General features: G+C 47.8%; 22 protein-coding genes and 2 tRNA genes. 15 read left to right on the top strand and 9 right to left on the bottom strand.

The annotated features are described in order from the left end of the window. The first annotated feature begins 1 nt into the window (after position 1). From artQ to R4537_RS03725, 4 genes are all read left to right on the top strand, one after another. Positions 2–691: an arginine ABC transporter permease ArtQ gene (artQ, locus tag R4537_RS03740; RefSeq protein ID WP_071178798.1), complete on the top strand. Its 690-nt coding sequence runs from the start codon at positions 2–4 to the stop codon at positions 689–691. Then, positions 688–1356, top strand: coding sequence for an arginine ABC transporter permease ArtM (gene artM, locus R4537_RS03735; RefSeq protein ID WP_029627628.1), 669 nt, complete (start codon positions 688–690; stop codon positions 1354–1356). Before artQ ends, artM begins: the two co-directional genes overlap by 4 nt. 185 nt (positions 1357–1541) lie before the next feature. After that, positions 1542–1628: transfer RNA gene (locus R4537_RS03730), tRNA-Leu, on the top strand. Positions 1629–1651: 23 nt separating this feature from the next. Next, a tRNA-Cys gene (locus R4537_RS03725) sits at positions 1652–1725 on the top strand. Positions 1726–1757: 32 nt separating this feature from the next. On the opposite strand, the gene R4537_RS03720 is transcribed toward R4537_RS03725, so the two are convergent. From R4537_RS03720 to trxC, 3 genes are all read right to left on the bottom strand, one after another. Continuing rightward, entirely contained in the window at positions 1758–2546 is a 789-nt protein-coding gene (locus R4537_RS03720; RefSeq protein WP_071178797.1) for a lipase family protein, read from the bottom strand. Between the two features lie 127 nt (positions 2547–2673). Beyond that, positions 2674–3828, bottom strand: coding sequence for an MFS transporter (locus R4537_RS03715; RefSeq protein ID WP_071178796.1), 1155 nt, complete (start codon positions 3826–3828; stop codon positions 2674–2676). A gap of 188 nt (positions 3829–4016) precedes the next feature. Further along, positions 4017–4451: a thioredoxin TrxC gene (gene trxC / locus R4537_RS03710; protein ID WP_071178795.1), complete on the bottom strand. Its 435-nt coding sequence runs from the start codon at positions 4449–4451 to the stop codon at positions 4017–4019. 168 nt (positions 4452–4619) lie between these two features. Here trxC and R4537_RS03705 point away from each other — a divergent pair, with 168 nt between their 5' ends. Then, complete coding sequence (locus R4537_RS03705; protein ID WP_000189733.1) at positions 4620–5708, top strand: ketoacyl-ACP synthase III; 1089 nt, start codon at positions 4620–4622, stop codon at positions 5706–5708. A 141-nt stretch (positions 5709–5849) separates the two neighbouring features. Here R4537_RS03705 and glpC read toward each other — a convergent pair whose 3' ends face one another. From glpC to glpA, 3 genes are read right to left on the bottom strand one after another with little or no spacing between them, the layout of a single operon-like run. Next, on the bottom strand, positions 5850–7091 hold the full coding sequence (gene glpC / locus R4537_RS03700; RefSeq protein WP_001014992.1) for an anaerobic glycerol-3-phosphate dehydrogenase subunit GlpC: 1242 nt from the start codon (positions 7089–7091) through the stop codon (positions 5850–5852). Beyond that, a complete protein-coding gene (gene glpB / locus R4537_RS03695) occupies positions 7088–8398 on the bottom strand; it encodes a glycerol-3-phosphate dehydrogenase subunit GlpB (protein WP_071178794.1) in 1311 nt (436 codons plus the stop codon). The genes glpC and glpB overlap by 4 nt, the downstream gene beginning before the upstream one ends. Continuing rightward, positions 8395–10038, bottom strand: a complete 1644-nt coding sequence (gene glpA / locus R4537_RS03690) for an anaerobic glycerol-3-phosphate dehydrogenase subunit A (protein WP_001888033.1) — start codon at positions 10036–10038, stop codon at positions 8395–8397. The genes glpB and glpA overlap by 4 nt, the downstream gene beginning before the upstream one ends. A gap of 654 nt (positions 10039–10692) precedes the next feature. Between glpA and R4537_RS03685 the strand changes: the two genes are divergently transcribed. Then, positions 10693–11547 (top strand): MIP/aquaporin family protein, encoded by an 855-nt coding sequence (locus tag R4537_RS03685; protein WP_071178793.1) that lies wholly within the window; start codon positions 10693–10695, stop codon positions 11545–11547. Between the two features lie 114 nt (positions 11548–11661). Beyond that, entirely contained in the window at positions 11662–13179 is a 1518-nt protein-coding gene (gene glpK / locus R4537_RS03680) for a glycerol kinase GlpK (protein WP_000139392.1), read from the top strand. 79 nt (positions 13180–13258) lie between these two features. Here glpK and R4537_RS03675 read toward each other — a convergent pair whose 3' ends face one another. Both R4537_RS03675 and R4537_RS03670 read right to left on the bottom strand, forming a co-directional pair. Beyond that, positions 13259–13510 (bottom strand): YgjV family protein, encoded by a 252-nt coding sequence (locus R4537_RS03675; protein WP_001882582.1) that lies wholly within the window; start codon positions 13508–13510, stop codon positions 13259–13261. Positions 13511–13922: 412 nt separating this feature from the next. After that, entirely contained in the window at positions 13923–14243 is a 321-nt protein-coding gene (locus tag R4537_RS03670; RefSeq protein WP_001089529.1) for a DUF496 family protein, read from the bottom strand. A 187-nt stretch (positions 14244–14430) separates the two neighbouring features. On the opposite strand from R4537_RS03670, the gene R4537_RS03665 reads away from it, so the two are divergent. From R4537_RS03665 to luxQ, 6 genes are all read left to right on the top strand, one after another. Further along, entirely contained in the window at positions 14431–14628 is a 198-nt protein-coding gene (locus R4537_RS03665) for a hypothetical protein (protein ID WP_001246073.1), read from the top strand. Positions 14629–14669: 41 nt separating this feature from the next. Continuing rightward, on the top strand, positions 14670–15320 hold the full coding sequence (locus R4537_RS03660; protein WP_071178791.1) for a YceH family protein: 651 nt from the start codon (positions 14670–14672) through the stop codon (positions 15318–15320). Between the two features lie 16 nt (positions 15321–15336). Beyond that, positions 15337–15642, top strand: coding sequence for a GIY-YIG nuclease family protein (locus R4537_RS03655; protein WP_000429063.1), 306 nt, complete (start codon positions 15337–15339; stop codon positions 15640–15642). A gap of 101 nt (positions 15643–15743) precedes the next feature. Then, positions 15744–16904 carry a conjugal transfer protein TraF gene (locus R4537_RS03650; RefSeq protein WP_071178790.1) on the top strand — a complete coding sequence of 387 codons (1161 nt, stop codon included), beginning with the start codon at positions 15744–15746 and terminating at the stop codon, positions 16902–16904. A 211-nt stretch (positions 16905–17115) separates the two neighbouring features. Then, positions 17116–18210, top strand: a complete 1095-nt coding sequence (locus tag R4537_RS03645; protein ID WP_071178789.1) for an autoinducer 2-binding periplasmic protein LuxP — start codon at positions 17116–17118, stop codon at positions 18208–18210. Positions 18211–18227: 17 nt separating this feature from the next. Beyond that, positions 18228–20801 (top strand): quorum-sensing autoinducer 2 sensor kinase/phosphatase LuxQ, encoded by a 2574-nt coding sequence (luxQ, locus tag R4537_RS03640; RefSeq protein WP_071178788.1) that lies wholly within the window; start codon positions 18228–18230, stop codon positions 20799–20801. Here the strand turns inward: luxQ and R4537_RS03635 are convergent. Then, positions 20793–21458 (bottom strand): PilZ domain-containing protein, encoded by a 666-nt coding sequence (locus tag R4537_RS03635; RefSeq protein WP_000268197.1) that lies wholly within the window; start codon positions 21456–21458, stop codon positions 20793–20795. The genes luxQ and R4537_RS03635 overlap by 9 nt on opposite strands. Before the next feature lie 269 nt (positions 21459–21727). On the opposite strand from R4537_RS03635, the gene R4537_RS03630 reads away from it, so the two are divergent. Beyond that, positions 21728–23380 (top strand): ABC transporter ATP-binding protein, encoded by a 1653-nt coding sequence (locus R4537_RS03630; protein WP_071178787.1) that lies wholly within the window; start codon positions 21728–21730, stop codon positions 23378–23380. Further along, a complete protein-coding gene (locus tag R4537_RS03625; protein ID WP_071178786.1) occupies positions 23373–25061 on the top strand; it encodes an ABC transporter ATP-binding protein in 1689 nt (562 codons plus the stop codon). The genes R4537_RS03630 and R4537_RS03625 overlap by 8 nt, the downstream gene beginning before the upstream one ends. Positions 25062–25193: the final 132 nt, after the last annotated feature.

Raw genomic sequence — 25193 nt, 5'->3', positions numbered from 1 at the left:
GATGGTGTTAACGGGCTACTCTTTATCACTGGTACAAGCAAGCTGGATGACGCTGCAAATTGCGTTGGCCAGCTTGCTGGTCGGTTTACTGCTGGCACTGGTGTTTGCTGGCGGTGAAATGGCAAAACTGAAATTGATCAAATGGCCAACCACCTTGTTGGTTACCGTGATCCGCGGTTTGCCTGAGCTTTTGGTGGTGCTGTTTATCTACTTTGGCTCGACCCAAGTGCTGTTTTTCATCACTGGTGAATTTATTGAGATCAGCCCGTTTATCTCTGGTGTGATTGCGCTCTCGCTGATTTTTGCTTCGTACGCTGCTCAGACGTTGCGCGGCGCGCTCAAAGCCGTGGGCAGAGGACAGCGTGAAGCGGCCAGCGCGTTAGGAATTCCGCCTAGCCATGCATTTATTCGTATTGTGCTGCCGCAAGCGGTACGCCATGCACTTCCCGGCTTAATGAACCAATGGTTGGTGCTACTTAAAGATACGGCGCTAGTTTCTTTGATTGGTGTGACAGATCTACTGAAACAAGCGCAGCTCGCATCTGCTGCGACTCATGAAGCCTTTACTTGGTATGCAACGGCGGCGGCGGTGTATCTGGTGATCACATTGATCACGCAGCGCGTCGTAAAAGTGATAGATAACAAGTTTTCGATACAAGGCATGAGCCATAGCCAAGGAGCCAGCGCATGAAAGAGCAACACCTATGGCAACTGCTTGAAGGCTTAGGCACCAGTTTGCAACTGACGGCGGCTTCGCTGCTGGTGGGCTGCATATTGTCGCTCTTGATGACTGTAAGCTTGGTGATGCGCACGCCCGTCGTGCATTGGTTTAGCCGTGCGGTGATCACCTTGTTTACCGGCACTCCGCTGCTGGTGCAAATTTTCTTGGTGTATTACGGCCCTGGGCAGTTTGAATGGATCCGCGAAAGCGTACTTTGGGTATGGCTCAGCCAACCTTGGTTTTGCGCTATGCTGGCTTTGGCGCTCAACACGGCGGCGTACAGCACGCAACTGTTTAAAGGCGCATTTAACGCCATTCCTAGCGGACAGTGGCAAGCGTGCCGCGCGTTAGGCATGAATAAAATTGCTACGCTACGGGTGCTGCTGCCTTATGCATTACGCAGAGCAGTGCCAGCCTATTCCAACGAAGTGATTCTTGTCTTTAAAGGCACTTCGCTGGCTAGTACGATCACCATTATGGATTTGATGGGCTACGCACAGCGCATCAACGCCCAAACCTACGATACGTTAACAGTGTTTGGCATTGCCGGGGCATTTTACCTTGCAGTGAACGGTATTCTGACCCTGATCTTCCGCCAAATCGAGAAAAAAGCGTTAGCTTTTGAATCATATTAACATTTAAGGTTGCGTGGTTTTTAGGCGTTGTGCGTGTCATTTGTACTTTATGGATCGCTTTTTAATCACTTGATTAAATTAATGAAAATTTCTTATTGACCAGAAATCTCAATCCGTTAAAGTACGCCTCGTTCTCACGGCAAAGCTCGTTAGAACAGATGGTGTCTTCCATCGCAGTATGCGTTGCCCTGGTGGTGAAATCGGTAGACACAAGGGATTTAAAATCCCTCGACTTTCGAGTCGTGCCGGTTCAAGTCCGGCCCGGGGCACCATCATCCTCAAGACACATCACTTAGGCGCGTTGGCAGAGTGGCCATGCAGCGGATTGCAAATCCGTGAACCTCGGTTCGACTCCGGGACGCGCCTCCATTATTTTCTCTGTAGTTGATACAAAACTCTTTCTAGCGTTCATCAAAAAAATCTTTATTACGTATGTATTTACTCATCAAGTGATAAGAGAACGGTCGAATTAACCAACTGATGATCGAACGCCCTAAACGCTCCCATGTCGGTGTGTTTTCGTAAATTCTGCCGTTGTACAGCCAGAGTAATTTTCCAGCATGCCAGAACAGAAATGGCACGGGTGGCATGAAGGTTACGATGTCCAGATCGCAGCAGATGCGATAGGTTTTATGAGCCAGCCCATAGTATTTCGGAAAGCGCCAATCCCCGATCGCAGGTTGACCAAAAGTGACGACTCGCTTGATCGTGCGTGGATATTTTCGCTCAAAATAGTCCGCAAACACGCAGCCAATCGCGCCGCCGGAAGAGTGTCCGGTGATTGCAATGCGTTTACCTTGTTCAATCAGCGGCAATAGGGTCTGTTCCAGCTTTTCAATCACCGTCATGCCAAGCGTATCATGGTTGCGGCTTGGTTGGCTCTCTTGATGCAGTAAGTGATAAAAACCAGCATGAATGCGGTATTGCAGCCCTAAATGGCGGCAGCTACGTGTCCAGAGGGCGAAGTTGAGTAGCCAGTCGGTGAGGCTGTGTGAGCCTTTAATCACAACGACCACTTCATCGCTCGCTCGGCTCCACAACACTCGGATCATGATTTTGCCAAACTGATTGGTGATCACTCGCTGTCCGTTAGGATCAAACCCGTAACGAGTCTGCTTAAAAATACGCGGATAAGCGAGGTTGCACAAAACGGCGTAGCGTTCGTATTGGTAGCGTTTGAGTGGTTTCACAGTGACATCAATGATTCGGTTTATGATGACTGTATGGGGCAAATATGAAGCTTAGATTAAGCTTGGGTCGGAAAAGGCAAGTTTCTCTCCCTCACACTGAGTGATAGAAACTTGCTCTAAAAGAAGGTTACTCGCCCGCCACCCATTGGCGTTTGGTTTTGACGCTTTTGATCAGCATATACAAACAAGTCGCGAGTAGGATGGCAAACAAGTAAGCCATCAAGCCGTGGCGATCTTGCATAAACCAATCGGCCAATACCGGACCAACCACCGAGCCTACGCTGTAGCTGAGTAGCATCACTTGGGTTGCGGAAACAATGTAGCTCGCATCCAATTTATCGCAGCCTAAATTAATCGCGATTGGGTAGAGAGCGAAAGTCGCCATGCCTAAAATAAATAGGCTAACGCCCAGTACGAGCAGCGAATCATCGAACACGGTCAGCGTGATGGCTGCCGTACCAAGTAAGCAGAACAGCGCCATCTGTAGAGTACGACCTAAAAATTTAGACAGCCAAGGCACCAGAGGTTGAACCGCCATGCCGCCTAAAATCACCAGCGCCATTAAGTTACCCAGATCGGTATGGCTAATGCCACGGTTGGCAAGTTCCACCGGCATCAAACCGTAAATCGCCCCTAATGTCAGGCCCGAAACTAGGCAGCCGATCATCGCCGCTTTACTGAGCTTGAAAATCTGACGCAATGAAAGTGAGCCGGCTTGCTGTGTGGAAGGCTGATCCGAATCGACGTACATCAGCACCATGGAAGCAATCAAAAGTAGTGTAGTGATCGCAATAAAAGGCACGGCTCCTGCCACCCCCAATTGGCCAATCGCCATTTGTCCGAGTGCGGTACCGCCATAGAGTGACACCATATAAATGCCAAGACGCTTAGCGCGACCTTGTTCATCGCCATGCAGTAACCAAGATTCCACCACCACAAAAATGCCGGCCACGGCGATACCTGCGACCAAACGCGCCAAAAGCCAAACACTGGCGTAGGGCAATAGCGGCATAACCACAATCGACAGTTGCAGTAAGCTCAAGCACCATACAAAGGCTTTACGGTGGCCTAAACGATTGACGAAAGGCTCTGCAACCAGCGCGCCCGCTAATAATCCTGCATAAAACACGCTCGCCAACCAACTGGCCAAATCAGATTCGAGTTGGTAATGCGGCAGCATTAAGGGCACTAGGCTCATTAAGTAGCCAGCGGCAATTGCATACAGAGTTAAGGCAATAACAGGCACCGCAATGCGGTTTGGTGCAGAAGAATGGATTTCCACAGCAGGCCTCGGGAACAGCAGAAGGAACAGTTGGCGCGAATATGGGACGAATAGTGCGCAGAGTAAAACGAAAAAAAACGTTCTTGACGATAAACTTTGCTTGTTGAGGAAAAGGGCGGGGAAAGTACCAGTTAAGTTGGCATAATTTTATCGAAAATGCCAACTTAATTGTGGATTACAAGATGTGATTATTTACTCAGCGCTTGGTTTAACCATTGGTCAAATTGAGATTTTGGCAGTGCACCATTGATCATGTCGATGCGTTGGCCATTTTTGAACACCATAATGGTGGGAATACTGCGAATTTGAAAATGTGCAGCAAGGTTTTGCTGCGCTTCGGTATCAATTTTCACGCAGCGGATCTGGCCTTTTCGCTCGGCGGCAACATCACTAAAAATCGGTGCGAAGCCGACACAAGGGTTACACCATGGTGCCCAAAAATCGACGACGACAGGTTTGTCGCTTTGCAGCAGCGCGGAAAAATTGGCTTCGGTACCTTCAATTGGTGCGCCATCGAGTAGTGCACTTTGGCATTTGCCACAATTTGGGCTTTCGGCAATGCGCTGTTCTGGCACACGGTTAAGGCTGTGGCAAGATGGGCAGCGGGTATTGAATGTTGACATGACTTCCTCTCTTTATTTTGCGCTTTCGTTACCAGTTTAAGCTCAATGGTTAACCATGGTTCGAAAATCGGCGTATACTTCTGCCCATTGCCGACAATGGCGACGGGCGTTGCTCAATATCTTGGGGCGCTCCGCCAAATTACAATAAGCAGCATAGACGGAATTTTTATGACTCAATGTTATGCCGAAATTACCGGGTGGGGTAAATGTCTGCCACCTGCGACGCTCTCCAATCACGATTTGAGCACCTTTCTTGATACTTCCGATGAGTGGATTCAATCACGTACTGGGATTGAACAGCGTCGGATCAGCCACGTGAATACTTCCGATCTCGCCACCGTTGCCGCTCAGCATGCCATTGCCTGTGCGGGCGTCAGCGTTGAAGAGATAGACCTGATTATTGTGGCAACCTGTTCACCGGATTCGTTAATTCCCAATATTGCTTCAAAAGTGCAGCAAAATTTAGGCATTCCTTCTGCTGCCGCCTTTGATCTCAACGCCGCCTGTACCGGTTTCCTCTATGGCTTAGAAACCGCGACACGCTTGATGCAAGCGAGCCATTATCGCCATGCTTTGGTGATTGGTGCTGAGCGCCTCTCTTTCTATCTGGACTGGACGAAGCGTGACACTGCTGTGCTGTTTGGAGATGGCGCAGGTGCCGTGGTATTGAGCAAGACCGAACAGAAAGTGGGCTTGCAAGATGCGCAAATTGGTTGTGATGCCCAAGGGCGAGACATTTTAGCTGTGCCTAAGTTTGGTACCGCGATGGATCGTTTTGATGCAGACAATGGTTACTGGGCGTTTGATTTCGTGGGTAAAGAGATCTTTAAACGCGCGGTGCGTGGCATGGGGGCTGCGGCGCAGCAAGTGCTGGCGCGTAGCGGCTTATCGACCGAAGAAATTGATGTGGTGATCCCGCATCAAGCCAATATCCGCATTATTCAAACCCTGTGTGATTTGGCGGGCATCGCGCAAGACAAAGCCTTTGTCAATATTCATCGCTACGGTAATACCTCCGCGGCTACGGTGCCGATTGCTCTGTGCGAAGCGTTAGAGCAAGGCAAAATCAAACCCCATGATGATCTGTTGGTCGCCGCTTTTGGCGCGGGTTTAACTTGGGGAGCGGGTCATATTCGCTGGGGTGAGCGGGTAACGCCTCTGGGTAAAAGTGATGCGCAATTGCCTTCTTGTGATCACACCGCGTTAGATCTGTTGAGCAAGGCTATCGAGCACTGCAAGCGTCATCAATCAGAATGATTTTCTGAACGTTGGAATAAGAATAGGGCAAGTTTTACTTGCCCTATTTACTGTCATCCCTAAACCACGGCTTTCAGCCGTGGTGATGGTTTAATATTTCCGTCCAGCTTTTGGCTTCAAGTAGGAAGTGGCTATTCACGCTCAAGCACGAGGCTCATCGATTAGCGCCATCGCCAGTAAACTCACCGGATGAATGGTTTCCAAATGCGCGTTTTCTTCGATTTGCCACTTACAGGTTTCGCAATCGGTCACCGCATAATCGGCATCAGAGGTTTGAATCGCATCAAACAGATGCGAACCAATTTTCTTCGATACCTCGTAGTTCTCTTCTTTAAAACCATAGGTACCGGCTAGGCCACAACACTCACTGTCGAGGACCACCAGCTCTAAGCCGGGGATCATTTTCAGCAGCTCAATCGTAAACATCACATTACCACTGCGCTCTAAATGGCAAGGGGTGTGATACACCACTTTTTTGTGCACGGGTTTCATCTTCGGCGCGTTACCGCTCATAAACTCTTTGAGCAGAAAACGCGTCACATAATGAATTTGATCCACCACTTGGCTGTTATCCACGCCCAGTACATGTGGGTACTCTTGTTGCAAAGTAAATGAACAGGTGGAAGAGGTGGAAAGCACTGGCGCATGGTAATCATTGACCATAGCCGTAAGGTGTTTGACGTTGTGTAGCGCGTTTTTACGCGCTTTGTTGTGAAAACCGTTGGCGATCAGGGGCACACCGCAACACTTTTCGCTATCAAGCAAACGCACGCCTATGTTCATCGCGTTCATCACTCGCACAAAGTCTTTACCCAGTTGCGGGTGGTTATAGTTCACGTAGCAACCATGGAAATAAGCCACTTGTCTTTGGTAGAGCGGCTGGCTGGTGCAGTTTTGTTTAAACCAGCGGCGGAACGTGCCGTGCGAATATTTGGGCAAGGTTTTATGGTCATGCACGCCAATGGTTTTGTGCATCAGCTTTTTCACCAACGGCAACGAGGTTGCGGCGTTGACGAGTGGCGCAAACGGCGTGGCGATCGAGCCAAATAAGTCGGTGTGGCTGAGTACAAAATCACGCACCAATTTAGGGTTGAGTGGCTTTTTGCCGTATTTGCCACGCGCCACGGCGATCATATCGCCAATTTTGACGCCTGAAGGGCAGGCGGTTTCACAGCGTTTGCAGTTGGTACACAGCTTGAGCGCGTCATCATAATATTCGGCACTTTTGATCCGTAAACGCTCACCATCTGGGCCACACTGTTTGGGGCCGGGATAGTTTGGGTTGGCTTTGGCAACGGGGCAATACACAGTGCACACCGTGCATTTGATGCATTGATCAAAGGTGGTATTTTGCGGTGCAGAGTGAATAAAGGCATGGTTCATAACAGCACCTCCGGTTGTTTGGTTTGCGCATAAGTCGCAAGGATCTGTTCCACGGCATGATAAGCGGTCGCAATCGCTACGCCTCCGCCACAGCCTTCAAACACGGGGTCGTACCCACTGAGCATTGCGCCGCAACACCATAGATTGTCAATGGTTTTGCCTTGGCGTGACGGATGCAAATTGGCATCGGTAGTGACGCCGAAAGTCATAAACGGGTGTGATTGTGCGGCGATAAATTGGGCATGTCGCCACTGAGCGCGGTCAGGGTTTTGCTGGACGTCCAGCGCAAAGATCGGCTCTTGAATCGCATGTTGTGAGGCTTGTAATCCTTGGCTGAAGTAACTGCCAGTCGCTATCACATAGTGCTCAGCACTGATCGGAAAATCGCGCAGATTTTGAGTATGAATAGCAGTGAGGCGAGAGCCTGCAAAATCGCCACCAATCACTTTGTCTCCCTTGAGTTGCACGCCGCCACCTTGGATGAAACTACGATGCAGCGCTTCTTCAATGCGGATCCCGAGCAGTGATGGGGGCATAGTCGGCACTTCATGAAAGCGTAGTTGGGTTACCTGTTGGAGTTTGCTCATCAAATGCAAACCATCACCGTTGCCCATGATGGCAGGCATGATCACCAGATCATCAGCACGCGCAACGCGCATCAGCTGATCGCACAATGCATTCCACACCGACTCTTGGCGCAGCAAACGCGCAATATCAATCGAGCGCAGCTCGTTAGGATTACGTCTGAACCCTTCAAAGCCGGGGATAGAAACATTCACCGTGAGTATCGGCATGTTAGCAAGCTCAGGGCGCTGAGCGAGGTTATCGCGCAGCATCGCAGGTTGAAAATCGCGATAGCCGTCAATCGCAACAATCATAATGCGTGAAAAATCGGCATTACCACGATAAGGGTAAACAAAAGGCTGTGACAGCCAAGTATTTTTTAGGGTACCAAGTGGGGTAATGCGCCAGTGGTTGGCCCCATCGGGTTCGTGATGCAAAGGGACGTGTGCACTGTCTAAAGTACGTTTGAACCACATCAAACCTTTTTCGCTGTTTTTGCGTCCGACTTTGCTGTAAGGGTGCTCTGGTGCTTGCTGTTGTAAAGCTGAAAGTGCGTCAAACGGCTGATTCACTACGCTGCCATCCGGCAAACGGCCAAGCACATCAATCGAGCCGGAAGAAAAATGCAGCGCACTTTGCCCTTGGTTGATTAACACCACTTTTTTTCCGGCTTGCAGTGCGCGCAGGGCGGCGCTGTATCCGGCAATTCCGCCACCGATGACGGCCACATCATAATGCATCATTGTTGTTTCTCCGTGGCTGAGTCGAAGGAAGGTAAATCGCTTGCACCGAGCAAGCCTTCGTAAATCCAGTAGCTAAATTCTGCTTCGCGTAGCGCATCGCCCCAGAAAATCGGTTTGATGCCTTTCCAGCGCTCTTCCAGAAAATCGACCAATAAGTGGCTCGATTGGCAACCCGAAACTTGCCCGTATTCACTAAACAGACTGGCTGCGCGATAGCTACACAGCTCACCCTGACAAGGCCCCATACCCAAACGAGTACGGCGTCGTAGGTCGACCAAATTATTCACATCCAACTGCTTGATGGCGTATTCGATTTCACCGGCGGTGACCATTTCGCACTCGCAGATCACCGCTTGGCTTTTCGCATCGTCGGCTAAAAAGCTCGCAGCACGCTCACCGTGGCGATAAATGGCGGATTCATAAACCGGTTTGGCGATACTGGCAGTTTTTTTGAGTGCTTTTGGCGCTTGCTGAGATCCTGGTAAAGGGCGCAGGTGCGTTTGGCAACTTTGGGTATTGCCAAGTTTTTTGGCGACCAGATCGGTGGCCCACTCGGCCATCAAACGATAAGTCATCAGTTTGCCACCGGTAATGGTGGTGAAGCCTTTCAAGCCGTCACGCTGCTCGTGATCCAGCAAAACAATGCCACGACTGATATTGCGGCCACTGCCATCATCATCCACCGCGACCAGTGGACGAACGCCCGCATACGCGCGCAATACACGAGTGTTGGCCATGATCGGGGCAAGTTTGGCGCCCTCGGCGAGCAAAATATCCACTTCACGTTCAGTGACATGCAGATTATCGATCTGATCATAATCAATGTGTTCGGATGTGGTGCCAATCAGCGAAATGGTATCGCCGGGAACCAAAATGTCCGCATCGGATGGCTTACGGCAGCGGTTAATCACCAGATTATTAATGCGGTAATCCAAGATCAGCAGCGAGCCTTTGGCGGGGAACATCTTGATGTTGAGGTCCGCGTATTCGCAGATGTTTTGTCCCCAAATACCTGCCGCATTAATCACTTGCTGGGCGAAAATATCAAACTTAGCGCCACTGCCTAAATGCTGGCAACGCACGCCAAGCACGGTATCTCCCTCACGGATCAACTGGGTCACAATAGTGCGGTTAAACATTCGCGCGCCATGTTCTTTGGCATCCAGCACATTGGCCGCACACAGGCGAAAAGGGTCGAGCGTACCGTCAGGCACTTTCACCGCGCCAATCAAAGCAGGGTTGACATTCGGCTCAAGTAACAAGGCTTCTTTAGGTGTTAAGCGCTGCGTTTCAATCCCTGCATCACTGCAGGCGTGAATAAACGACTCCTGAAAGCCTAAATCATCTTCTGGCAGAGTGATAAACAAACCATCGGTGGCTTCAACGCAGTGGCGCGCGATGGATTTCAGAATTTTGTTCTCTTGGATACACTCGCGTGCCGACTCAGAGTCAGTGACCGCGTAACGAGCGCCGGAGTGCAGCAAACCATGATTGCGACCTGTGGTGCCCGCGGCAATGTCATCTTTTTCAACCAGAATACAGCGCAATCCGCGCAATGCGCAGTCGCGCAAGATTCCGGTTCCTGTTGCGCCGCCGCCAATGATGACCACGTCGGTTTCCATTCTTTGATAAGCCGTCATGAGCTCAACCTTATGCAATCAAAACACATACGGTTAGTGTGCCATTATTTTCATTTCATGTTCGTTGTTTTGCTCACAAAAGCGCGAACGAGCATTAAATAGCGGATAGAAGTGGATGGAACCTTTCAGTGGCGTAATTTTATGCGATTCACTTATTGATGATTAACACTGTTTGTAACATGTATGACACATTTAATGTTCGTTTGAGTGAATATGTTCGTGACTTAATAAGGGAATATCTGTCGATTTTTTAGCGCGATCGTGCGTTAAATCTGGCTTGCACTCATGATTTAGTGATTGCTAAACCAAAAGATTAGCCATTTTCAGACATCGGAGAAGAGAGAGAAAAAAGATGCGTTGTTTAACAAAAAACGAATTTGTTAATAACAAAATTGTGCTCGAACACTCATTAATTGCGGTCGTTTGTTTTCGAGGTGATATTTTTGTGCCAGATTCACCGCGAACAGTGAGATTGTTCATCCAATAACGGCTATGTCATGATGCGATTAGAGCCGACGGGTGTAGGCGGCGACCACAATATAAACCGAAAAATAGTGAGACTGCAGATATTTATGCTGACTTTCTAAGTATAACGGGTGTGGATTGCTGTTCGATACGGCTCTGGTAGCAAGATAATAAAAAGGACTCTGAACTATGAACCAAACAAAGCAACATACTCTGCTCGGGCAGTGTATCGCCGAGTTTATCGGTACAGGATTACTGATTTTCTTCGGCGTCGGCTGCGTGGCCGCACTCGTTTTAGCAGGTGCTCAATTCGGACAGTGGGAAATCAGCATTGTCTGGGGTTTTGGCGTATCGATTGCCATTTATTGTACGGCTGGGGTTTCTGGCGCGCACATTAACCCTGCCGTCACTATCGCTCTGGCCGCTTTCCACGGCTTTGATAAAGCGAAAGTGTTACCTTACATCGTTTCGCAAGTGGCTGGTGCGTTTTGTGCGGCGGCACTGGTCTACAGCTTGTACAGCAACCTTTTTACCGACTACGAAGTCGCCCACAATTTTGTACGCAGCAGCCAAGAAGCCTTAGCGACAGCGGGGATCTTCTCAACTTATCCGCATGCTTCTCTCTCTTTTATGGGAGCCATGGCCGTTGAGTTCACCATTACAGCGGTACTGATGTTCGCGATTTTGGCGTTGGGTGATGAAAACAATGGCGCGCATCGCAATGCGATGAACCCCTTGCTAATCGGTATTTTGATTGCGGTGATTGGTGGCTCATTAGGTCCATTGACAGGCTTTGCCATGAATCCTGCGCGTGATTTCGGTCCTAAACTGTTTGCCTACTTCGCGGGATGGGATTTCGCCCTAACTGGCGCAAAAGAGATCCCTTACTTCATCGTACCGATTGTGGCTCCGATTCTGGGCGCATGTTTTGGCGCGTGGGCATATCCAAAGTTTATCGCGGCTTATCTGCCAAAAACGGGGACGGGTTGCACTATTCCGAACCAATGTGACACGGCAGAAGAGAGTGAAGAAGCGCGCGCATAGCAGCGGGTTAAACTTAACAAAAGTATATTCAATAACAATAGAGACTACTCCAGCGATTCGGTGTGATCGCCATGCTGGGGTAAAGCAAGAACGTGAAACCATAAGGAATAGAACATGACTGAGCAAAAATACGTCGTCGCTCTCGATCAAGGTACTACCAGCTCTCGTGCCGTGGTGTTAGACCATGATGCGAACATCGTGAGCGTTTCTCAGCGTGAGTTTACCCAAATCTACCCGCAAGCCGGGTGGGTGGAACACGATCCAATGGAAATCTACGCTACGCAAAGCTCAACATTGGTTGAAGCGCTGGGCAAAGCGGGTATTCGCAGTGATGAAGTTGCCGCTATCGGTATTACCAACCAACGTGAAACCACGGTAGTGTGGAATAAAGAGACGGGTAAGCCTGTCTACAACGCGATTGTTTGGCAATGTCGCCGTACTGCTGCCATTTGTGAAGAGCTGAAAGCGCGCGGTTTAGAAAGTTACATTCGCGACAATACTGGTTTGGTGCTCGACCCTTACTTCTCAGGTACCAAAATTAAATGGATTCTGGACAATGTCGAAGGCGCACGCGAGCAAGCTGAAGCAGGACAACTGCTGTTTGGTACGGTTGATACATGGCTAGTGTGGAAAATGACTCAAGGCCGTGTGCATGTGACCGATTACACCAACGCATCCCGTACTATGCTGTTCAACATCAACACCTTGCAGTGGGATGAAAAGATCCTCGCCGAATTTAATATCCCGCTCTCCATGATGCCGGAAGTGAAAAAATCGTCTGAAGTGTACGGTCAAACCAACATTGGTGGTAAAGGCGGTACGCGTATTCCAATCGCGGGGATTGCCGGTGACCAACAAGCGGCGCTGTACGGCCAAATGTGTGTGCAAGCGGGACAAGCGAAAAACACCTACGGTACGGGTTGCTTCTTGCTAATGAACACAGGACAGGAAAAAGTGACCTCGCACAACGGCTTGCTGACCACGCTAGCGTGTGGCCCACGCGGTGAACCGGCTTATGCACTGGAAGGGGCGGTGTTTATGGGCGGTGCATCCATTCAATGGCTGCGTGATGAGCTGAAACTGATTTCCGATGCTCGTGACTCTGAGTACTTCGCCACCAAAGTGGATACCTCCAATGGGGTGTATGTGGTGCCAGCCTTTACGGGTTTAGGCGCTCCGTACTGGGACGCGTATGCGCGTGGCACAATTGTCGGCTTAACCCGCGGTGTGAACTCTAACCACATTATTCGCGCAACACTGGAAAGTATCGCTTACCAAACGCGTGATGTGCTGGATGCGATGCAAGCCGATTCGGGCATCAAGCTTTCTGCGCTGCGTGTCGATGGTGGTGCGGTCGCCAACAACTTCCTGATGCAGTTCCAAGCGGATGTATTGGATACCGAAGTGCATCGTCCGAAAGTCACAGAAGTCACCGCATTAGGTGCAGCTTACCTCGCCGGTCTGGCTGTTGGTTTCTGGGATGGTTTGGAAGAGCTGCAAGGCAAAGCGGAAATCGATCGCAGCTTTAAACCGCATCATGATGAAGAGAAGCGTCAACGCCGTTATAAAGGTTGGAAGCGTGCGGTGAAATGTGCTCAAGCGTGGGCAGTACTGCACAACGAAGAAGAGTAATTTTTCTCTCTCCATAAAATTTTTCTTTCTTCATAACAATAATGCCCGGGTAAACCGGGCATTATTGTTTCAGGGAAAACTAAGCCGCGCTCGAAGACGCGTCAGGCTTTTTTTCCTGTTGCATTTTCACCAAGAAGTAGACGTTGACGCAGGCAATAAAACCGTTAGTCACGACGACAGGCCAAGCATCAATCATCAAACCGTATGCAGTAAACAGTGCACAACCAATAAAATTCAGTACACGCAGTCTGACGATGTCTTTCATTGTCAATGATACCGCCACCATGATCGATGCCGCGTATCCTAAAATTTCAACCATACTCATATCCATTATTTGACCCTCGTTAATAGTGTGGACAGTGTCAGTGTCGTGCCAATCTTCTCATCGTGAGAGTAGTGAGGAAGCTCCATGCCTCGAATGGTTTCTTGGTGAATTTGCCATGGATTGAGTATGGCTAAACCATCAAGAAAAGAGGCCGCTCTATCGCTATTTTAGTCAAACCTGCGATTTTCAGGGCACTCTGTTGATTCACTAATGACACTATAGCAATGGAAAATATGTGACGAAAGGCTCGGAATTTTGTTCGGTGAAGGTTAGCGATTACGCAAACGTTTAATGTCGGTCACGTTCAGTTTTTACAAGGCAGATATTGATAGAAACGTTAACGCCTTTGCCTTAACTCGAATGAGAGAAACGGATTGGCGCGCTAAAGAAAACCCACCTTGCGGTGGGTCTGGAATCATTAGGCTTTTTTGCCTTGAGTCATCTGCTTATCGTGCTCAGTTAAGTCTTTGATACGACGGCTGATATCACGGCGCTCTTTAGAAATTTCCGCGCTCTTGATGATGTGGTCATCGACACGATCTTCGTAGTCAGACTTCATGTTTTTGATGATGCCGAGAATCTCTTCGTGGCTCATGTTTGGCTTGATGTAGTCAAGCAGGTTTACCAGCAGTTCAACACGCTTACGGTTATCACGCACTTTTTTCTCGTTATCATCGAGTTCGCGTTGAAGTTTATTTTTGCGACGAGCCAAGCTCACAATTTCAAATACGCTGTTCATAGGTTCCTTTTCCTACTTTTAATGCAACTGCGAAGATTAAAACACAACAATTCTTTTCATAACAGACTTAAGATCAATATGCGGCTTATCTTGACCAATAAATCGCCATTCAAAGCGCGAGCCAATTGTACATCAGAAATAATGCGCTATATCATGTGCGCCATTCATGAAGACATGATGAGCAACCATGCGTAATTCTGAGATTTTGGTTCCCACACCGCCGCTGCAAACTGAGCTTGATGCTGTCGCAATCAAACTGCGAGAGGCTTACATGAAAGAGCGTCAGCAGCTTGAGTTGACCGAAATTGAATTAAACCGCGCCAGAATCATTATGATTGATGAGAATGGCAAAATGATTCGGTTACCTCTGTTAACTGAGCATTAAATACCGACTGCGGGTTCGCCCGCCAGCAGAAGGACAGCACGATGAATATTCAACTCTCCCCACTCGAAGCCCGTGTAATTGGCTGTTTAATTGAAAAAGAAGTCACCACGCCCGATCACTATCCGCTGACACTCAATAGCTTGACCACCGCCTGTAACCAAAAAAGCAACCGCGAACCGGTACTCAACTTGAGTGAAGCGGAAGTGCAAGACACGGTGGAAGGGTTAATCGCTCGTCGCCTTGTGAGCGATGAAAGCAGCTTTAATAGCCGTACCAGCAAATACCAACACCGCTTCTGCAATACAGAGTTTGGCGATCTCAAACTCAATCAACAAGAACTCGGACTCATCTGCTGCTTATTGCTGCGTGGTGCGCAAACCCCCGGAGAGCTGCGCACGCGAACCAATCGACTCTGTACATTCACCGATGTGAAAGAGACTGAAGCGGTACTTGAACGCTTAGCGAATCGTGACTCAGGTGCGCTGGTGGTGAAATTGCCGCGTGAGCCGGGTAAGCGTGAGTCTCGCTACCACCATCTGTTTTGTGGTGAAGTCGATATGACGGCTTTTGCCGCGAGCTCAGACAATGACGCGATCGCCTCTTCTCAATACGCTGAACTAGAACAAGAAGTGGCAGCCCTGCGTGAAGAAGTGGCCGAGTTGCGCGCACTGATTGAACAGCACCTTAGCTAATAGAAAATAATGGCTAATGGAAAACTTGGCTGAGTTGCCTTCACCTTGGTTTGTTTATTTGGTGCGTTGTGCAAATAACGCACTCTATTGTGGCATCACTACCGATGTGGCGCGCCGCTTTGCCCAACATCAAAAGGGCAATGGCGCGAAAGCGCTGCGTGGCAAAGGCCCACTGGAACTGGTGTGGTCATTGCCGATTGCCGAGGGTAAAAGTGCGGCATTGAAGCTTGAATACCGAATTAAGGCACTCTCGAAAGCTCAGAAAGAAGCGTTAGTAACGGGAATCGCTCGTATTGAGCAATTGGATATTATTTTTCAGTGATTGTGCTCGATTGGTGACCTATATCACTCTATTTTCTGGGAAAAAATCATTCATGTATTAATCTTGTGTATGGGATAACCCAATATGAGGTTGGTAACGGAATGAATATTCAAATAAAAAGTTCTTTAGCAGTGGTCATTTCTATGGCTTTCTCTTCTTCGGCATTGGCTTCTAATTTGTTGATGGATGCGCGTGGTGCCGGTATGGGTAACACGGGTGTTTCTACGGCGGATTATCTGCTGGCTCCCTATTACAACCCCGCACTTACTGCGGTGTATCGTAAAAATGACTCTTTCGGTATTTTGCTACCCAGTATTGGACTGCGAGCGGAAGATAAGGATGAATCACTCAAAACGATTGATGATTTACAAGATTCCATTAAACAGTTTGAGCGCGCAGGAGTCGGGGCGGCAACACAGGAAAACGTAGATCAGCTCAATCGCTATCTTGATCAACTGGCGGATGATAAACCGTTGGCCGTCACGGCTGGGATTGGTATTGCGGTCGCCTTACCTCTAGACTCTGTCTCTCTTAACTTTTTCACCCGTGGCTATGCAGAAGTGATTGCCAAAGCCAATGTGGCGGCCAAATCTGGCAACAGTGCTAATGATGTGCAAACTCGCTATGAAAGCTCCGATGTCGATTTAACCGCGTTTAGCTATACCGAAGTGGGCCTTGCAATGGGCAAACAAGTGGTATTGGGTGGGCAGACGGTTGCGCTAGGCGTGACACCGAAAGTGCAGCAACTGCGGACGTACCAAGATAATGCGTCGGTCAAATCTTTTGACCTCGATGACTACGATAAAAGCGAAGTCAAGGATAACGCGTTCAACTTAGATATGGGCGCAGTGTGGCTTATTGATCAATATCGCGTCGGTATCGTAGCCAAAGATCTGTTTGCGAAGGATATTCAAACCCAGAATCGAAACAACACTTACAAGCTAGATACCCAGATAGCGGTGTCAGGCAGTTATGTGAGTGATTTCTTTATTGCCGCGGTGGATCTTGACCTCACCAAACAGCGCCGCTTCAACGGTGACAACGATGATACCCAGTTTATGCGTTTCGGGGTGGAAGGGAATGTATGGGGTTGGGCGCAGCTCAGAGCCGGTTATGAAATCGACTTACAAAACTCGTTGGATAACTCGGTTTCTGTCGGTCTTGGTGTCAGTCCGTGGGATGTCGTCAGCTTTGATCTGGCAGGCTCTTACGCTGGCGATAACCAATTCGGGCTTTCGGCGAATCTTGCTTTTACTTTCTAAGACAAACTTGCTGAATAAGTGAGCAGTTGCAGGTGTGAGAAACTATTTTTCCCACACCTGCACTATGAATTACCTTAATCATGCTTAATAATCAGTGACAACGATTTCCCGATCTGGGCAAAAGAGTTCTTCTTTATTCAATGAGATGTCGGCGTTTGCCAGCGAATATCATTCAAATTGAACATTAGGAAGAAAAGCTCATGAGGAAGCTATGAAAAGAAAGCTAATATTCCCGCTGTTTCTGATGGCAGCACTCTTCAGCTCAACTGGTCAAGCCGATTCATTAAAAGGCTATTGGCATTATGATGAATTTCTTGCTGAGTTCCCTGAACAGCGGCCAATTTCCGAGCTTTTTGCTCAAACAGTTCGTGATAAACCGAGTGCGTTGACGGTGGCGCAAAAACAACCCGTTATTATTTCAGTGGTCTATCCCGGACAGCAAATTTCCGACTATTGGGTTCGCAATATCAAAGCGTTTGAAAAGCGAATGGACGCTTTAGGGATTCGCTATCAAATCAATCAGGTGTTTACTCGCCCAAAGCTTGATACTCGCCAGCAGAGTGTTTCCTTGATGGAAGCGCTGAAAAATAAGAGCGATTATCTGATTTTTACCTTAGATACTACCCGTCACCGCAAATTCATTGAGCATGTGCTGCACTCCTCCGAAACGAAACTGATTTTGCAAAACATCACGACGCCAGTGAAAGATTGGCAAGGTAAGCAGCCTATGATGTACATCGGTTTTGATCATGAGTCCGGCGCGCAATTATTAGCGCAATATTACCAAGCACATGCCCCGAAAAAGCCTTACTCAGTACTTTATTTTTCAGAGGGGTATATCAGTGAAGCGCGAGGAGATACCTTCATCCAAGATATGAATGCGGTACACCATTTTCCGCTGGCCTCTTCTTATTACACTAAGGCCACTGAGCAAAGTGGCTATGAAGCGACCCTAAACATAGTCAAAGATAATCCAGAAATTGGCTTTATTTACGCCTGTGCGACGGACGTGGCTTTGGGAGCTGCGCAGGCACTGAAAGAGCTGAATCGACAAGATATTATGGTCAATGGTTGGGGCGGCGGCTCGGCTGAATTGGAAGCGCTTGCTAAAGGCGAGTTAGATGTCACTGTGATGCGCATGAATGACGATACCGGCGTTGCCATGGCTGAAGCGATAAAATGGGATTTAGAAGGAAAAACCGTACCTTTGGTGTATTCGGGCGATTTTGAAATTGTTACCAAGCAAGATTCCGCTGCACGTGTTACAGAGCTGAAAGCCCGGGCTTTCCGTTATTCAGATCGTTAGGGCAGAGGATTACGTGTTTGGACATTCGACCTAGCCAAATCAAGCATAAACAGCGCATCGCTTCATTTATCACCCATGCTGTCGTGGTGGTGATGGGCGTTCTGATCGTCAGTGTATTATTCCAAAGTTACCAGATCAGTAGCCGCTTGATGGCTCAAGAAGGGCAACGCACTTCAGTTCAAACCTCTAGCTTAATTCAAAGTTTGTTTGATTTTCGTCTTGCTGCACTAAGAATTCATCAAGACAGCACAGCTAAGAACGCCAGTTTAATCAACGCACTTGTCAGCCGAAATGCGAGTCGGCTGGATGAATTCTTTTCCAGTGTCGATGAACTTGAACTCTCTAATGCGCCGGATCTGCGTTTTATTTCCAGCAGCGATCAAATCGTGTGGGACGATGGCAACGCTTCTTTCTATGGGATTGCATTGCAAGAACTGAATAAACTTATGCGCAGAGTGGCGATCAGTGGCAATTGGCACTTGGTTCAAACGTCTGGCGATGGTAAACCCGTGCATTTGTTGATGCGTCGCTCATCACTGATTCAGGCGGGAACGGGGCAGGTTGTTGGGCATCTTTATGTGGGGATTGTGCTTAATGATAACTTTGCGCTGTTGGAAAATATTCGCAGTGGCAGTAACTCAGAAAACCTAGTTCTGACCGTAGACACCACACCGCTGGTTTCTACCTTGAAAGGCAATGAACCTTATTCGTTAGACTACGTGGTGCATAGCCCCAAAGATGCCATGCGAGACAGCTTTATTGTTGGGCAAACCTTCTTAGAAGTGGAAAGTGTACCAACCTATCTGTGCGTCTACTCGATTCAGACCAACCAAAATGTGCTCACCCTGCGGGATAATTTCTATTTTTGGATGGCGTTTGCGCTGATCAGTATGATTGGTGTTTCCATAGCATCACGCTGGTGGTTACAAAAACGTATTCAGCGAGAAATCGAAACCCTAATGAATTACACCCATAAATTGATGGAGCTGGACACCAAGAGCCAGTTTGCTGGTTCTAAAATTTATGAGTTCGACTATTTTGGGCGAACGTTGGAACAATCATTCCGTCGTCTCGCCAATAAAGAAAAGCAGTTTGAAGATCTGTTTAACTTTGCGCTCTCACCGACCATGCTTTGGAATACCTCTGGTCGGCTGATCCGCATGAATCCCTCAGCGCAAATCCAGTTTTTGCGCGAAGATGCGCAAAACCATTTCTTATTTGAGATTCTTGAACGCCAACTATTACCGACCATCACTAAGGCGGCACAGGGCAATAATCCGAGTGACGTCACAACCGAAGTAGATGGTCGTGTGTACCGCTGGAACCTTTCGCCGATCATGGTGGAAGGGCAGATCATTTCCATCATTACTCAAGGGCAAGATATCACCACCATCGCGGAGGCGGAGAAACAAAGCCAAGCCGCAAGACGCGAAGCGGAAGAGTCGGCACGGGTCAGAGCCGAGTTTTTGGCCAAAATGAGCCACGAATTGCGCACGCCGCTCAATGGTGTGCTCGGCGTTTCCCAACTGCTAAAACGGACCCCACTCAATGACGAACAGCGTGAACACGTGGCTGTGTTATGCAGCAGTGGTGAACATTTGCTCGCTGTGTTGAATGACATCTTGGATTTCTCACGCTTAGAGCAGGGCAAATTCCGTATTCAAAAGAATGAGTTTCGCCTTAAAGAGTTGGTGTGCGCGATTGACCGCATTTATCGACCTTTATGTAATGAAAAAGGTTTGGAACTGGTGGTGAATTCCAATATCACCACCGCTACCATTGTGCGCAGCGATCAGATCCGGATTAACCAAATCTTGTTCAATTTGCTCAATAACGCGATCAAGTTTACTCACCAAGGTTCGATACGTGTCGAATTACAATTAATTGAAGGCGATCCGTTAGCTCAGTTGGTGATTCAAGTCGTCGATACGGGGATTGGTATACGCGAACAAGATTTAACGGTGATTTTTGAACCCTTCATGCAGGCTGAATCGACCACCACTCGAGAGTACGGCGGAAGTGGTTTAGGCTTAACGATTGTGCACAGTTTAGTGGAAATGCTCAGTGGCCAACTGCACGTCAGCTCCGAGTATGGCATCGGTACACGTTTTGAAATTCAGTTACCGATTGAGCTGGTAGAAAGACCGGATGCTCCGCAGCAGTTGTTACCGGCTCCTGATCCTCAACCGTTATTTGATAAAACTCTGCGTGTACTGTTAGTGGAGGATAACCACACCAACGCCTTTATTGCTCAAGCATTCTGTCGTAAGTATGGCTTAGATGTGAGTTGGGTAACCGATGGACTACAGGCGATTGAAGAGCTCAAAATACATGATTATGACTTAGTGCTGATGGATAACCAGTTACCCTATCTGGATGGCGTTGAGACCACGCGCACCATCAAAAAGGTGCTGCATCTTCCGGTGGTGGTGTATGCCTGTACTGCGGATGGCTTAGAAGAAACACGGCAAGCATTTTTCCATGCGGGTGCGGAATATGTATTAGTGAAGCCGCTGAAAGAGCAGACTTTGCATAAAGCGCTGGAGCATTTCAAATATCATCATGGCCAAAAAAACGCTGGCTTAAATTGAGCCAGCGAGAAAAGCGTGTTCAAGAACCTGTTTTTTTAGCGTTTCCGTCAAAGTGATCGGTTGTTCAAACTGAATGCCGATCAAATGCCCATTCGATTTACGCCGAATATTGACGATATGGCTTTTGAGCCGCTTCGGCAGAAAGGGGTCGAGTTCACTATTAATCCGCACTTTAGAGCCCATATGGAGCTCATTTTCACCACCAATAAACACCCCGCAACCTGAAATGGAAAAGTCGACTAACGTGCCCGCATAGTTTTTGTTGTCTTCACTCACTTCAGCCGGGATCGCCACTTTATAACGTTCATGGCTACGAATCGCTTTGGTCGCAAAATGTTTGGGTGGGCGAATAAACAAAACACAGAAAGGCTTAGTGCTGGGCTGCAAAATGGAACTTTGAAACGCCAAAATATGCCCCAATTCAGTGTCGCACATACCGCGTAAGACGATCGCGACATTCTTGAGTTTACGCATCACCAAGGCTTGATGCGCCTTGAGCGGCAGATCCAGCACAATATATTGCTCAATTTTGTGGCCAATCAGGGTGGTGTGGAACGCATAAGTATCTTCAGGGCCGAAATGAATTTCAGCCGATACCTTCATCCCCGGTTTTAAAAGCAACGCCAGTTTATTCAGATCTTCAGAACCGACAGCCATGCAAAAAACTCTTAACTTGTTTTTATTATTGACAAAGTTATACACCGTAACGCGGGGTATTGACTACTTGGATAGAAAGATTCTTGCACTAAGTTGACGAAAACCGCCCCTAGCAGGATTTAGTATTTAAGTGATTTGACTATGGTTTAGCGCAAAAATGAAAAGCCTAGGTGGAGTATCGGATTATCTATGTGCGCTGTTTTTATGTCCGATTGCGTTAGCAGTATTAAGAAATTGTCACGAGAATAACCTCCATTTATGGAGTTTTTATGTTGCTCTCAGACAACATGAGCCGAATGGCGGCACTGAAGAGTATGTTGCTAAGTGAGCGAAACCGCGTTGCGTTATCGGTAATTAGTGCCATTTTGTGTAGCGTGTTTGAGCTTATATTTTGGGTTTATCTCTACTTAGTGGTCTCGGCGATCTACCATGGGCAAACTGTGGCGGTTTACTTACTGTTGATGTGTATGGCAGTCATTATGCGCTATGCCCTTTATGGATTAGCTGTGTGGCAGGCTCATTTGGCGGCTTACCATATTATTCAGAAAGTAAGGCAGCACTTAGTACTTGCACTTGCCAAGATGAGAATCGACAAATTGCGCAGTTTGAGTCGGGGCGATATCGAAAAGCGCATCACCGATGAATGTCAGAGTCTTGAGCCACTGATTGCGCACCATGGTACGGATATTATCAATGGTTTGCTAATGCCCATTTTTATGGTGGGATTGTTGTTCTCTATTGATTGGCGACTTGCGCTGATTGCGTTAATACCATTGCCTTTGGCGATGGGCGCACAAATTTGGATGATGCGCGGGTTTGCGGAAAGACAGCAAAAATACAACCAAATCGTTGCGCATTTACATCAAGCACAAATGGAGTTTCTACGTACCATCGGGGTAATGAAGCTATTCGCGGTTGATGCGGATTCCTATCTTGAGCTCAGTCGAACTTTACAAACTCACCATAAGATGGTGACAAGATACACCCAAATTATGATTGGCGCTTGGGTAACCTTTGTCACGCTGGCTCAAATTTCGCTGATCTTGATTTTGCCTGTCGCCATCCTGTTTACCAATGCAGGCCAATTAACTCTGATTGATCTGGTCATGGTCGTGTGCGTATGCGTCGGATTACTTAAGCCTTGGTTAGATTTGACACAAGTGTTTGCACAAATTCAGCAATCTTTGATTGCGATAGACCGAATCCTCCCATTATGCGCAGAGACAGAGTCTCATGCTCTTCATCCTTCATGTTTAACGCTTCTTGAATGCCGTGAGCTTGTCGTGAAGCGTGATCTTCACCACACGATCCTGCAGCAGGTGAATTTAAGAGTGTATCCCGGACAACGAATAACCATTGAGGGAGAATCTGGGGTTGGGAAAAGTACTCTAATTGCCTCTTTACGTGGTGAATTAATGCCTACGTCTGGTGCTTGGTACATCAATGACCAACCAATAACTGACATTAACGATGAGAGCCGTAGCGATTATTTAGCCTCGGTTGATCAACATGTCGTCTTTTTTTCCGGATCCTTACGTGACAACTTATGTTTAACCAAACGTCATGTTGAAGAATATGAAGTTTGGCAGTTACTCACAGGCTTTGGGCTTGCACAATTAGTTCAGCGTTTACCTGAGCAGCTGGATTGCCAGATTGGAGAAGCTTGCCGTTCATTCAGTGGGGGTGAAATGCAGCGTTTAGCGATCATCCGAGCGGCGGTAACAAAAGCACCGATCTTAATTTTGGATGAGGCGACAGCTCATTTGGATATTTTTACTGAGCAGAATGTTTTTGAAACATTGCGACTTTATGCCCCAGAGCAGATTCAACTAATAATCAGCCATCGAGCCAACCAAATTAAGCAGGTTGATCGTCGTTTGGTATTACAAAATGGTCAATTGCGGGAGCTGAATGATGAATAGTTTACAGCGATTAATTCAACACAGTGGCGCAAAGACACAACATTTTTGGTTTGGTTTACTGGGGAAAGTGGTGACTGAACTGATTGGGCTACTGATTTGGCTACTGCTCTTTCGTTTTCTACTCTCTTTCGAGTCACTATCCTTCACCGTTATGTTATTGATAGCGCTGTCGTTGGTTTTAGCACAGTGGATAGTAGGGCAGAGCACTAAGCTCAGTTTTCTTGGTGCCTATCAAATTACCCATCAATTACGTCAGCAGTTATTAAATGATATCCGACTTCAACCTTTGGCTGCTTTACGAGGTAAGCGCTTGGGTGAAAAAGTGAAATTACTTACCTCTGATCTCAAGCAGTTTGAAGATATCTTCAGTCATTTATTGACGGAGTTTGTCGCAACTTGGGTGACGCCGATGGTGATGATCGCTGTGCTTGCTATCATTCAGCCTTGGTTAGCCATAACTCTAGTACTGATTTTTGGGTTAGCCTTTAGCGTATTAGTCCGAGTAGAAGGCCGATTTAGCCATCAAGCTGATCATACTCACCAGTCCAATGTGCAAAGCAGTAGCTTGTTACTCGAGTATCTTGACTGTTTACCTATGCTGCGTAGTTTTGGACAGAGTAAGCGATTGGCAGAACCACTCTGTCAGCAGATTGAAGAGCAAAAAGATCAAGGATTAGGATTAGAGTGGCTCGGCGGAAGTGGTGTGTTGCTGGCAACGCTGATTTTAGAGCTTGGCCTTGTGACCAATTTAGCTTTAGCAGCCTGGTTGGTGGAGATCGACTGGCTCAATCGATCTCAGTTTTTAGCGGTCGTAGTTGCAACTGTCGTTGCTATTCGGCCATTAACGCGGATGACTGTTTATGCAGCCTTACTCCGATACATGTTAAAAGCTGCATCTCGTTTGTATAAGTTTTCCCAGAATCCGCAGCAAATTACCCAAGGCGTAAAACCAAATGCTTTTGATTTATCACTCAAAGATATTCATCTTTGCTTAGATGGTCAGTCGGTACTCAATGGGATTAACCTTGAGGTAGCTGCGGGTGAACATATTGCTCTAGTCGGAAAAAGTGGCTCAGGGAAAAGCAGCTTACTCGATGTGTTGGCTGTATTTCACATACCAACACAGGGCCGCTTAACTATGGGTGGAAAAACCTTGGATGAGATAGGCACAGAGCAGTGGTATCGCCATATCGCCTATGTAACACAAGAGGTTCAGCTGCTAGGTGGGAGCTTACGCGATAATTTATTACTTGCTAGGCCTGAAGCGAGTGAACAAGTTTTATTCGAAGTCATACAAGCCGCAGGGTTGAACGATTTGGTGGCTAAGTTGCCGCACGGGCTAGATTCGCTGATCGGTGAAAATGGTAACCAAATTTCTGGCGGAGAACGACAGCGTTTGTCGATTGCCAGAGCGCTTTTACATGATGCGCCTATTTTACTACTTGATGAGTTTACCTCAGCACTGGATAGCCAAACTCAAGCCCAAGTATTGCAAGCGATCAAGACTTTTAGCCAAGGGAAAACAGTGATTTCTGTGGCGCATCGCCTAGAGACCATCGAGCAAGCGGATAAGATTTATGAGATGGAAGCAGGACAATTACGCAGGGTTGGGCAGAATCAATATCTGGCTAGGATACAACAAGGAAATCAACATGATTACAAACACAGCCAAATAGCCTAATGGTTAAGGTTAATGGTTGTTAAATTGAGCCGAGGACAGTGAGAGCCTATCTTTGGCTCTCACCAAACGCTAGTTTGCGACTGTACAAATGGGGTGATGACTCGCCGCCTATCTGTGATTTCAAGTCGCGAG

This window comes from Vibrio paracholerae (assembly GCF_037672085.1).
GTDB lineage: Bacteria > Pseudomonadota > Gammaproteobacteria > Enterobacterales > Vibrionaceae > Vibrio > Vibrio cholerae.
This window is presented reverse-complemented; position numbering and strand designations above follow the sequence as displayed.